General features: G+C 34.7%; 9 protein-coding genes. 4 read left to right on the top strand and 5 right to left on the bottom strand.

All coding sequences use genetic code 11. The features are described from left to right. Positions 1–92: 92 nt before the first annotated feature. Genes rfbA through AC5YGG_RS00865 form a run of 4 tightly spaced genes read right to left on the bottom strand, consistent with a single transcriptional unit; the run spans position 93 to position 3,817 of the window. A complete protein-coding gene (rfbA, locus tag AC5YGG_RS00880) occupies positions 93–956 on the bottom strand; it encodes a glucose-1-phosphate thymidylyltransferase RfbA (RefSeq protein ID WP_496142534.1) in 864 nt (287 codons plus the stop codon). Between the two features lie 6 nt (positions 957–962). Further along, positions 963–1,412 (bottom strand): hypothetical protein, encoded by a 450-nt coding sequence (locus AC5YGG_RS00875; RefSeq protein ID WP_496142533.1) that lies wholly within the window; start codon positions 1,410–1,412, stop codon positions 963–965. A gap of 7 nt (positions 1,413–1,419) precedes the next feature. Further along, positions 1,420–2,499: a dTDP-glucose 4,6-dehydratase gene (gene rfbB / locus AC5YGG_RS00870; RefSeq protein WP_496142532.1), complete on the bottom strand. Its 1,080-nt coding sequence runs from the start codon at positions 2,497–2,499 to the stop codon at positions 1,420–1,422. Between the two features lie 4 nt (positions 2,500–2,503). Further along, positions 2,504–3,817, bottom strand: coding sequence for a UDP-glucose dehydrogenase family protein (locus AC5YGG_RS00865; protein ID WP_496142531.1), 1,314 nt, complete (start codon positions 3,815–3,817; stop codon positions 2,504–2,506). Positions 3,818–4,031: 214 nt separating this feature from the next. Between AC5YGG_RS00865 and rimP the strand changes: the two genes are divergently transcribed. From rimP to infB, 3 genes are all read left to right on the top strand, one after another. Further along, positions 4,032–4,499: a ribosome assembly cofactor RimP gene (rimP, locus tag AC5YGG_RS00860; RefSeq protein WP_496142530.1), complete on the top strand. Its 468-nt coding sequence runs from the start codon at positions 4,032–4,034 to the stop codon at positions 4,497–4,499. Positions 4,500–4,516: 17 nt separating this feature from the next. Further along, positions 4,517–5,752, top strand: coding sequence for a transcription termination factor NusA (gene nusA / locus AC5YGG_RS00855; protein ID WP_209919471.1), 1,236 nt, complete (start codon positions 4,517–4,519; stop codon positions 5,750–5,752). 79 nt (positions 5,753–5,831) lie between these two features. Next, positions 5,832–8,780 (top strand): translation initiation factor IF-2, encoded by a 2,949-nt coding sequence (gene infB, locus AC5YGG_RS00850; protein ID WP_496142529.1) that lies wholly within the window; start codon positions 5,832–5,834, stop codon positions 8,778–8,780. Positions 8,781–8,851: 71 nt separating this feature from the next. Here infB and AC5YGG_RS00845 read toward each other — a convergent pair whose 3' ends face one another. Further along, entirely contained in the window at positions 8,852–9,535 is a 684-nt protein-coding gene (locus tag AC5YGG_RS00845) for a hypothetical protein (RefSeq protein ID WP_496142528.1), read from the bottom strand. A gap of 423 nt (positions 9,536–9,958) precedes the next feature. Between AC5YGG_RS00845 and AC5YGG_RS00840 the strand changes: the two genes are divergently transcribed. Then, positions 9,959–12,811 (top strand): SusC/RagA family TonB-linked outer membrane protein, encoded by a 2,853-nt coding sequence (locus AC5YGG_RS00840; protein WP_496142527.1) that lies wholly within the window; start codon positions 9,959–9,961, stop codon positions 12,809–12,811. Positions 12,812–12,814: the final 3 nt, after the last annotated feature.

The following is a 12,814-nucleotide window of genomic DNA, read 5'->3' as shown; positions in this document are numbered from 1 at the left end:
AAAATCACAACTAATATATTGATATTTGTTGTTATGACAAAAAAACTATTGGCTATAAAGCCAATAGTCTATAGTTTTTATAAATTATATTGTTATTTTCTAACGAGTTGCTTCAAATACTCCCCATATCCGCTTTTACCATATTTAACAGCGGTTTCCAATAGCTTTTCTTCATTAATGAATTTATTGCGGAAAGCAATTTCTTCAATACATCCGATTTTGAAGCCTTGCCTTTTTTCAATAACACTCACAAATTCTGATGCATCATTGAGGGAATCAAATGTTCCTGTGTCTAGCCATGCTGTGCCTCTGTCAAGAACACCTACTTCCAGTTTCCCGTTTTTCAGATAAACATTATTGACATCTGTGATTTCGAGCTCTCCTCTGGCTGACGGCTGAATGTTTTTAGCTATTTCTACTACATCATTGTCATAGAAATAAAGTCCTGGAACTGCATAATTTGATTTTGGTTTTAAAGGCTTTTCTTCAATAGAAATAGCTTTTAAATTGTCATCAAATTCTACCACACCATATCTTTCAGGATCAGCAACGTGATAAGCAAAAACAACTCCTCCATCTGGATTGGTTTTGTTTTTTAATAAAGTACCCATTTCGGAGCCATAAAAAATATTATCACCTAATACAAGTGCTGCAGGATCATTTCCAATAAATTGATCTCCTAATATAAAAGCCTGCGCTAATCCGTCTGGGCTAGGCTGTATTACATATTCTATATTACAGCCAATCTGTGAACCATCGCCCAAAAGCTTAATGAAACCTGCTTGATCGTGTGGTGTTGTAATAATCAGGATATCCTTAATTCCCGCTAAAAGTAACGTTGAAAGCGGGTAGTATATCATTGGTTTGTCGTAAACAGGCATTAGCTGCTTGCTTACGGCAATTGTTAGAGGGTAAAGTCTTGTTCCGGATCCTCCGGCTAATATTATTCCTTTCATCTTTTATTATTTGGTATTTTCTATGGCATAGTCCATTTGATTCTTAATATTCAAATCTATATTCGGTGTCATTAAAAGTGCAGAGTTATTTTTGGATAACTTACCGTTTATACTTTCATGGAACCTGATCAATTCTTTTAAATTGTTTTCTGATATAAAAGAGAATGAACTGTATAATGAAATTTTAAAATCATCAAAATTGAATTTTCTGATGATTGAGCTAGCCTGTTCTTTTGTCAGTAATTCTTTAGGAGGATCTACCGAGTAATCAAACATTTTAAGCTCTAAATATTCTTTTGCATAATTGATCAATGCCTCTTTATAATGTGAAACTTCTATAAATTCATCAATTAGTTTTCGTTGAGATGAATTAGACATAGCCGGAGGCGGTGGGATTGGCTGTGCGCTGGCTAAAGAAGATGCAATTATAAAAAGCAATAGAAAAATATGCTTCATAATCTGATTAGTTATATTGTTTTTCGTAATATTTCTGATAATCTCCACTGGTTACGTTTTCTAACCATTCTTTATTCTCAAGATACCAGTCAATTGTTTTTCCTAACCCTTCTTCAAAAGTTACAGAAGGCTTCCAGCCTAGATCTTTATTTAGTTTTGTGGCATCAATAGCATAACGCTTATCGTGACCAGGTCTGTCTTTTACAAATGTGATTAGTTTTTCAGAATAACCTTCTGGTTTGCCTAGTTTAGCATCCATCTGTTTTATAAGCTCTTTAACCAGATCAATATTCTGCCATTCATTAAAGCCTCCGATATTATAAGTTTCTCCGGTTTTTGCTTCGTTAAAAATTTGATGAATAGCTCTTGCGTGATCAATTACGAATAGCCAGTCTCTGGTATATTTTCCATCACCATAAATTGGTAAAGGTTTCTCGTTGATAATATTTGAAATACAAAGAGGAATTAATTTCTCTGGAAAATGGTTCGGTCCATAGTTGTTTGAACAGTTTGAAACAATGAATGGCATCCCGTAAGTATTTCCATATGATCTCACCAAATGGTCGGATGCAGCTTTGGATGCTGAATATGGAGATTGAGGATCGTAAGATGTTGTTTCAAGAAAAAAACCTGTTTCGCCTAAGCTACCATATACTTCATCTGTAGAAACGTGGTAGAATAAGTTTGTTCTTTTCTCATCAGGAAATCTGCCATGAGTATGATCCGGATTTAATGTCCAGAACTCTTTACAAAGATTAAGTAGATTTGCTGTTCCGTTTACATTGGTATTGATAAATGCCATTGGATCAGTAATACTTCTGTCAACATGGCTTTCTGCAGCTAAATGTACCACTGCATCAGGATTGTATTTTTCAAAAACCTTTCTTAGTTCTTCAGGTTTTGTAATATCCGCTTTTTCGAAAACGTAGTTAGTTTCATTTTCGATATCCTTTAAATTTTCCAGATTTCCGGCATAAGTAAGCGCATCAAGATTGATGATCATACTCTCGGGATTGTTTTTTACAAATTCTCTTACAACATGGGATCCGATAAATCCAGCACCTCCTGTAATGATAATATTTTTCATTTATTTATTTTGTAATTGTCTTTCTACCTATACTTTTATAATAAAACCCGTTTTGTTCTGGAATTTCCAGAGGATACATATTTCTTCCGTCAAAAATAACCTTATTTTTCATTTTCTTAGCCATTAGCTCAAAATTAGGGTTTTTGAATTCCGGCCACTCTGTTGCAATCAGTAAGGCATCTGCATCTTCTAATGCATCATACATTCCCTTTGCGTATTGTATACTGTCACCAAGGATTTTTTGAACATTTTTTTCTGCAACGGTGTCATATGCTACAATTTTTGCGCCCTTTTTTAATAAAAGAGAAATATTATCCAAAGAAGAAGCTTCTCTGATGTCATCTGTATTCGCTTTAAAGGCAAGTCCCCACAATGCAATTTTCTTTCCTGCAAGGTTTCCGTCAAAGTATTTTTCAATCTCAGAAACAAGGATTACCTTTTGAGTTATATTTACTTGTTCTGTAGCTTCAAGAATCTGGAAATTAAAATCTTCTTGTTTACCGGATTTAATCAGTGCTTTTACATCCTTTGGAAAACAGCTTCCTCCATATCCGATCCCCGGGAATAAAAATCTATGCCCGATTCTGTCATCACTTCCCATTCCAAGTCTTACTTTGTCTACATCTGCACCTACTTTCTCGCAGTAATTGGCAATCTCATTCATGAAAGTGATTTTTACAGCTAAAAATGAATTGGCAGCATATTTTGTAAGTTCCGATGACTTTTCATCCATGAAAATAATCGGAATTCCTGTATTGGTAAATGGCTGGTAAATTTTAGCCATAATATCTTTTGCTTTTTCAGAACTTGCGCCTACTACGACTCTTGAGGGATTCATCGAGTCTTCAACAGCAAAGCCTTCTCGTAAAAATTCAGGGTTTGAAACTACGTCAAAGGGAATCTTTGTTTTAGCAGAAATGGTTTCTCTTACTTTGTCAGCGGTACCTACGGGTACCGTACTTTTATTGACAACAACTTTATATTCAGTCATCATTTCACCGATGTCATTTGCTACCTTTAGTACATAAGAAAGGTCAGCAGATCCATCTTCTCCCGGAGGAGTAGGAAGCGCTAAATAGATAACTTCACTTTTGTCCAAAGCCTCTTTGAGATTTGTAGTGAAAAATAATCTTTCAGACTGAATGTTTCTTAGGAACATTTCTTCAAGGTTCGGCTCATAGATGGGAACTACGCCGTTTTTCATACCTTCTACTTTTTTTTCATCAATATCAACACAGTATACTGAATTGCCAAGTTCTGCAAGAGTAGTTCCTGTAACCAGTCCTACATAACCTGTTCCTACAATCGTTATATTCAAAATGTTTGTTTTTAAAATTCAAAGACAAAAATAATAAAAATACTTTCATCCGGTTCTTTAATTTATTGTAAATGGGAGTTGTGCTATTTGTCTGATAATAAGATAATTTTGCATTTTTATAAAAAAAGTGTATATTTGCATTGGATTTACGGAAAAAATGGGAAGGCTTCGGAAGAAAGCCTTTTTTCGTACTGGTAAATCAAGATAAAAATTTATGGAGTTTAGAAAAAGAATTGAAGAATTATTAAATGAATTCCTTGAGACCAGAAAAGATCTGTTTCTTATTGATCTTAAGATCTCTGCAGGGGATGATATTACAGTGATTTTAGATGGTGATAATGGAGTTTCTTTGCAGGATTGCCTTGATGCAAGCCGTGCTATAGAATTCAATATGGATCGTGAAGAACATGATTTCAGCCTTCAGGTAATGTCTGCAGGATTAAGTGAGCCGTTATCTACTCCAAGACAGTTTAACAAGAACTTGGGAAGAGAGATTGAAGTAATGCTGGAGGATTCTTCTAAAATTGAAGGAGAGCTGTCAAAGGCAGATGAAGATAAGATCACACTTATCTTACGTTACCGCAAACCGAAGGATATCGGAAAAGGAAAGGTAGATGTGGAGGAGGAAAAGGAAATTCCTTACTCTGAGATCAAAAAAGCATTAGTAGTAATTAAATTTTAAAAAAGAAAAAAGAATAGATGGATAATATAGCGTTGATTGAATCCTTTGGTGATTTTAAAGACGAAAAGGGGATCAGTAAAATTGATCTTATGGCAATTATTGAAGATTCACTGAAGACACTTTTGAGAAAAAGATTCGATTCAGATGATCATTTTGATGTAATTGTAAACCCGGATAAAGGAGATTTTCAGATATTTTTAAATAAAACAATTGTAGAGGACGAAATGTCTGAAGATGATGATTTGGAAATTGAAATTTCTGAAGCTAAGAAGATTGATCCTACCTTCGAAGTGGGTGAAGACTTTACAATGGAAATTCCTGTTGCACAATTGGGAAGAAGAAATATTCTTACCCTTAAGCAAATCCTGGCTACAAAACTTCAGGAGCACAATAATGCTATGCTGTATGAACAGTTTAGAGATAAGATCGGTGAAATTGTAGTAGGAGAAATTCATCATATCCGTCACAAGCATGTGATTTTGTTGGATGATGAAGGAAATGAATTTATTTTACCGAAAGAAAACCAGATCCCATCCGATTTCTTTAAAAAGGGTGAGAATATCAGAGCTATTGTTGAAACAGTAGATTTTAAAGGTTCAAAACCACAGATTATTATTTCCAGAACTGCACCTAAGTTCCTAGAGAAGTTACTAGAGCTGGAAATTCCTGAGATCCAGGATGGAACAATTATCTTGAAGAAAGTAGTAAGAATTCCTGGTGAAAAGGCGAAGATTGCAGTAGATGCTTATGATGACAGAATTGATCCTGTAGGAGCTTGTGTTGGGGTAAAAGGATCCAGAATTCATGGGGTTGTAAGAGAGTTGAGAAATGAAAACATCGATGTTATTCAGTGGTCTAAAAACCCTGAAATTTTGGTAAAGAGAGCTTTAGGAAATGTTACCATCAATAAAATTGACATCAACGAAGATGCTAACTATGCGTTAGTATATACTCCTGTTGAAGAGATTTCTAAAGTAATTGGAAAACAAGGACAGAATATCAGACTGGCTTCTTGGTTGTCAGGATATGAGATTGATGTATACAGAGAGTCCAGCGAGGATGACGATGTTGAATTGAGAGAATTTAATGACGATATCGAGCAGTGGATTTTGGATGAGTTTAAGAAAGTAGGACTTACAACTGCAAAATCAGTATTGGATAAAGAAACTGAGAGTCTTTTAAATATGGTAGACCTTGAAGAAGAAACAATCGAAGAGGTTAAACGTATTCTGAGAGAAGAATTTGAAGATTAAGATTTTAAAAATAAATTTTAATAAACAGTAAAAAAGAAATACTTTAATTTTAAAAATTAAAAAACAGTAAATAATATAGATGCCAAAAATTAGATTAAATAAAGCGGTTAAGGAATTCAATATTTCGATGTCCAGATTAGTAGAATTTTTACAGTCTAGAGGATTCGAGGTTGAAAGCAATCCTAACGCTCAATTGGAAGAATCGGCATATTCTGCATTGGAGGCTGAGTTTGCTAAAGATGGCGAACAACGAAAGGCTTCCCATGAGGTGGTGATCACTAAAGTTCCGGAAGAAAAACTGGAAATTGAAGAAAAGAAAACCCCTGAAGTGATAAGAGCTAAAGCAAATAAACCAGAAACTAAAATTTTAGGTAAAATAGATTTAGAACCTACTAAACCTGAAGTGGAAGAAACCCCTGCTGCTCCTGTAGTAACACCGGTTGAAGAAAAGAAAGAAGAAATCGTGAAAGAAGAACCGGAAGTGAAAGCAGTTCCAGAAAAGCAGGAATTTAAGGTTTTAGATAAAATTGATTTGTCTCAGATAGAATCTAGAAATAGACCTGTAAAAAAAGACAAACCAAAAATGGAGGAGAAAAAAGAAGAAGTAAAACCAGTGGAACCCGTAAAAGAAACTCCAAAACCTGTAGTGGTAGAAGAGAAAAAAGTAGAGACTCCAAAAGCTGAGGCTGAACCAGAATCTCAGGAACCACAAAAAATTGAAACAGTTTATCAGAAACTTGACGGTCCTAAGATCGTTGGTGAAAAGATTGACTTAACTCAATTTGCACCAAAGCCAGGTGCCGGAGCAAAAAAGAAAAGAAAGAGAATTGAAAAACCTGGTGGTCAGAATAACCAAGGTCAAGGAGGTAATAATCAAAACTCTGGAAATAATAACCAAGGAGGTCAAGGAAACCGTCCACACAATAATAATGGTGGACAAGGTGGAAATCGCCAAGGTCAAGGTGGACAAGGAAACCGTCCACAAGGTCAAGGAGGTCAAGGTGGAAACCGTTTCGGAAATAACCAAGGCGGAAACCGTCCAGGCGGTCAAGGCGGAGGATTTAAGAAAGGTGGACAAAACAACAGACCTGGTCAAAGAGTTATGCCAGTTGAATTAACTGACGAACAAGTTAAAAACCAGATCAAGGAAACCTTAGAAAAACTTACCAATAAAGGAGGTAAATCTAAATCTGCAAAACACAGAAAAGATAAGAGAACTTTCCGTAGAGAGCAGGATGAGCGTCAGCAGGAGCTTGAAGCACAAGACAGAACGCTGAAAGTGACAGAATTCATCACAGTAGGTGAATTAGCCAGCTTAATGAATGTATCTCCAACAGAAGTAATCTCTGCTTGTTTCTCACTTGGGGTAATGGTTACCATGAACCAAAGATTAGAAGCGGATACTCTATTACTAGTAGCAGACGAATTCGGATATAAAATTGAGTTCTCTGATGCAGATCTTGAAGATGCAGATTCAGAAGATGAAGTAGATACTGAGGAAAGTTTAGTGTCAAGAGCTCCGGTAGTTACTGTAATGGGACACGTTGACCACGGAAAAACTTCATTATTGGACTACGTTAGAAAAACTAACGTAATCGCAGGTGAATCCGGAGGTATTACCCAGCACATTGGTGCTTATAACGTGAAGCTGGAAAATGGTCAGAGAATTACATTCTTAGATACGCCAGGTCACGAAGCCTTTACAGCGATGAGAGCTAGAGGTGCTCAGATCACGGATATCGCAATTATTGTAATTGCTGCCGATGATGATGTGATGCCACAAACAAAAGAAGCTATTGCTCACGCTCAAGCTGCAGGGGTACCAATGATTATTGCTATCAACAAAGTTGATAAACCAAATGCAAACCCAGATAATATCCGTCAGCAGCTTTCAGGATTAAACCCTCCGGTTTTAGTTGAAGAATGGGGTGGAAACGTTCAGGCGCAGGAAATCTCTGCTAAATTTGGTAATAATGTAGACGTATTATTGGAGAAAGTTTTATTACAGGCAGAAATGCTTGAGTTAAAAGCGAATCCGGATCGTTCAGCTAATGGAGTTGTTATTGAAGCATCTTTAGATAAAGGTAGAGGTTATGTTGCAACGATGCTAGTACAAACCGGTACTTTAAAAGTTGGAGATTATGTAGTAGCAGGTAAAAACCACGGTAAAGTAAAAGCTTTACTTGATGAAAGAGGGAAGAATCTTGCAGAAGCAGGTCCTTCAATTCCTGCAACAATCTTAGGGTTAGACGGTGCGCCTACAGCAGGTGATAAATTCCGAGTTTATACCGACGAAAGTGAAGGTAAAGCTATTGCAAATAAGAGAGAACAACTTCAGAGAGAACTTTCTATCAGAACGAAAAAACATACAACCCTTGAAGAATTGGGTAGACGTATTGCTTTAGGAGAATTCAAAGAATTGAATATTATCCTTAAAGGTGACGTAGATGGTTCTGTTGAAGCACTTTCTGATCAGTTACAAAGATTATCAACAGAAGAAATCAGCGTGAAAATCCTTCACTCAGGAGTAGGACAGATCACCGAATCTGATATCAACTTAGCAGCAGCATCAGATGCAATTATCATTGGATTTAATGTGAGAGCGGGTGCTAATGCAAAAGAACTTGCAGACCGTGAGGAAATTGAAATCAGAACATATTCTGTAATCTATAAAGCTATCGATGAAGTAAAAGAAGCGATGGAAGGAATGCTTTCTCCTGAGATTCAGGAGCAGGTAATTGGTAACGTAGAAATCCGAGAGGTATTCAAGATTTCTAAAGTTGGTTCAATTGCCGGATGTATGGTTCTTACCGGAAAAGTGACAAGACAGTCAAAAGTACGTCTATTGAGAGATGGTATCGTGAAGTTTGACGGAGAGCTTGAAAGCTTAAAGCGTTTCAAAGACGATGTGAAGGAAGTAACGAAAGGTTACGAATGTGGTCTGAACTTAAAAGGTTACAATGATATTGAAATCGGAGATATCCTTGAAGTTTACGAAGAAGTAGCTGTTAAGAAAAAGCTGAAATAATCACTCAGATATATTTATTAAAAATCCACCTCATTGAGGTGGATTTTTTTATTTTAAAGGATAAAACAGTCTTAATTCTGATTAAGGAAGATAACCAGTTTAGTTAAATCTTCATCTTTGTCAAACTTAATCTTATTAGACTTGAAGAATGCTGTTAAAGCATCTTTTTTGTCTGGAAATTGCTCTAGAATTTCTTTCTGGTTTTTAGGTTGCTTAATGAAGCCTTTTTCTGTTTTGATGTAATATACGGGATCAAGGGTTTTGAAATTTGCAGGTTTATCACTTGAATAGCCATTAGGAGCAGGGACAAAATCTATAAATCTTGTTTTAATCTTTTTATATAGACTGTTTTTTCCACTAACAAGCTCGTAAAAATATCCACTTAATTCATCTGCCGTATCCAATAATACAAGGGTTTGCTTAGGTGAAATAACTTCTATTCGTCCATATTCTGAACTTTTAGGAAGAGCTAAAACCTTATCATCTTTTTTGAATTCAATTTCGTCATTATAACTATTGTATCTTACAGAAGTTTGCTGATCAGAAGTTCCGGAAACCTTTGCTTTCATGAAGTTTTTATCTGGATAAGGTGTGCCTAAAATGTCATCATAGGTTAGGGTTTTTCCAGAAGAAGATTGGAGTGTGTAATAAATACCTTGGTTGCTTGATATCTGTTGATTTTGAGAAACAATGCTTTGTTGTGAAAAGCAAAAAATGCTTAGCAGTAAAAATGTGGATGTGATAATTTTTTTCATTGTAATATGATTTATTAATTTATTTTCAAATGTATAAATATATTATTATAAATACATGTGTTATTTTCTTTTTTAATTGAAGGTTATTCGTGTTAAAGTGCAAAATCTGGTATTTTAAGTGTTTTTTTCTTTGCTTTTTTTTTGATATCACATTATTTTTTCACTTTTAAAAAGATGTTTGTAATTTAGATTGAATATAAATAAAATTTTATTAATTGATTTGTAAATGTTAAATAAGTCTTTTTTTATTGGTTGGATTAAAATTTAATGAGTTAAAATAGATGATTATTGTGAATTTTTTCATGAAGTGCTAATTTAGCTTAGTGCATTATAAATGTGATTGATACAGGTGTAAGTAAAAAATTTGCAAGTGTTAATATTTATTAACATATTTGCGATTAAAATATATTAAAATTTGTTAATATGAATGTTAAACTACGTGTACTAAGCGCTGGAGCTCTGTTTTTTTTAGGACAAGTGGCTTTTGCGCAAACGACTAAGAAAGATACTACATCTAAAGTAAAACAAATCGATGAGGTTGTTGTATTAGGATATAGTAAGACTGCTACAAAAGCAAAATCAACTGCAGCGTCTACTACTATATCTGAAAAAGTACTGGAGGATCGTCCAAATGCGTCTTTCCTAAACTCACTACAAGGTGCTGCTCCTGGTATTACTATTAACTCAAGTTCAGGGTCACCAGGATCAGGTAGAATTGATGTTAGAGTAAGAGGGATTGGATCACTAAACTCTACAATGGATCCGTTATATGTTATTGATGGTATGAGTACAAACGGAACCCAGTTTAGAAACCTTAATCCTGAAGATATTGCTTCAATCTCTGTTTTAAGAGATGCTGCAGCTACTTCTATTTATGGTAACAGAGCTGCAAATGGAGTTGTTGTAATTACGACAAAGACAGGTTCCTTTAATAGTGGAATGAAACTTTCATTTGGCTCTACTATTGGTTTCTCTACTTATCCAAATCATGACTATAATTTGGTTAATTCAAGACAGTTGATGACATTACAAAATGAGTACTTAGGTAAGAATTTTACTGAAGAACAAATTGCTAATGCTCCTAACACTGATTGGAAAAAACAATATTTTCAAACAGGTATGACGCAACAGCATAATCTTGGGTTGAATTTTGGAGGTAAAAACGTATCTGTTTATTCTTCAATCGGTTATTATGATATGACTGGTATTGTTAAATCGACTGATTTCAAAAGATTTACATTCAGAAATAATATTAACGGTAAATCAAATGATGGTAGATTTACATATGGAACTCAGGTTGCTGTTGGATATTCTAAGAGACATCAGTTAGATCAGGAAACTAACGTCACTAACTTAAGAGCAAATCCTCTTCAAAACCCTTTATTCAGTTCAATTTTAGCTCGACCTAATCTAGATCCAAATCCTTATACTAAAGGGTCTGATATGTATAAAGCTATAGGAAATAAGTATAGTGACAGAATTCCATGGGTAACTCAGGATATCATCAATGGAGGTATTCAAAACGAATATACTGAAACAAGTATTTTAGCAAACGTAAATTTTGCATACAAATTAACTGATTATTTAACAGTAGGACACAAAACAGGTGTTGATTTTAAAGAACAAGATAGAGCTTTTGCTAGAGCACCATATGGATATTTAGCATTAGTTGCTAAGGCTGGTAATGATCCATATGGAGGTCTAGAGGTTTTAAATAATTCAAAAGACTTCAATATCAACAGTATCACAAATTTAACTTTTAATAAATCTTGGGGTGAGCATACTTTAGAAGTTGGTGCTTATTTGGATTATATTAAAGCGCATTACAGAACTAAACAGTATCAGCAAAATGGATTGAATGCATTGACGTGGAAATTGGGTTCAGGAACTGGTTATGTACCTTATAGTACTACAACTCCTACCTTATATGTTCCCGTAGTTCAAGCACAGGCTGTTAATGCTGGAGCTTTAGCTTATTTTGCAACTGCAGACTATGATTATGCGAGTAAATACGGTTTTACTGCAATGGTGAGAAGAGATGGTTCTTATAGATTCTCAAAAGATAACAGATGGCAAACTTTCTGGGCAGTGTCCGGAAGATGGAATATTGATAAGGAAGCTTTCATGGAAGGTTCTCCGTTTGATATGTTGAAATTAAGATCTTCTTATGGTACTCAGGGTAACCAAAACTTGGGAATTATTGCAAATAACGTTAATCCACTTGTAAACCCAAATACTACAACATTATATAGAAATGTTTACCAGACTTCCACTGCTTATCTTAATCAACAAGGATTGTCTATGACTATTCTTGAGAATCCAGATGTGCGTTGGGAGACTCAGAAGATGTTTAACGCAGGGGTGGATTTTGTTTTATTTAATAGAAAACTTGAAGGTAATTTTGATTATTACATTAAAACAACAGATAACTTATTTAATAAGTTAAATGTATCAGCAGGTGCAGTAGGTAGATATACTATTGATGGTAATAATGGTAAAATGAGAAATAACGGTATCGAAGGTAATCTTAGATACAATATTTTCAATAGAAATGATTTCAAATTCTCAGTTTTTGCTAATGGATCTTTCAACAAAAACAGGATTCTTGAATTACCATATGGATATTCACCTGAAGATAATGTAAACGCGGCAGGTTCTTTGGCATTCCAATGGAATTTAGTTCGTTATGCGGGTGTGAATCATGAAACTGGAGAAATGCAGTTCCTTGATAAAAATGGAAATATTACTGAAACACCTAATGATAGCGACAGAGTTTTAACCGGAAAGTCTTATTATCCAAAATATCAGGGAGGATTTGGTTTAAATACTTCATATAAAGGGATATTTGCAGATGTGTTATTCTCATGGCAAGCAGGTGGCTGGCAATTTGATAACCTATACACTTGGTTAGTTGATCCAAATTCATTACGTGATCAAAACGTAAGTGCAGATTTGTTAAATTCTTGGACTCCAAACAACAAAAATGGTGAATTACCTTCCATTTTAGCTAATAATACTGGTGCAGATGGAAGTTCAGATAGATATCTTTACAAAACTGATTTTATTAGATTGAAGACTATTTCATTAGGTTATTCTTTCCCTAAATCAAGCTTATCTAATTTACCAATTAATTCATTGAAAATCTTTGTTCAGGGTGAAAATCTTGTAACTTGGAGCAGCTGGAGAGGTTTAGATCCAGAACCGGTTACTGATTATTCATTAAGTGTTTATCCAAATCCTAAAACATTCTCTGTAGGTTTCAACGTAGAATTCTAAAAT

This window comes from Chryseobacterium sp. CS2K3 (assembly GCF_059515185.1).
This window is presented reverse-complemented; position numbering and strand designations above follow the sequence as displayed.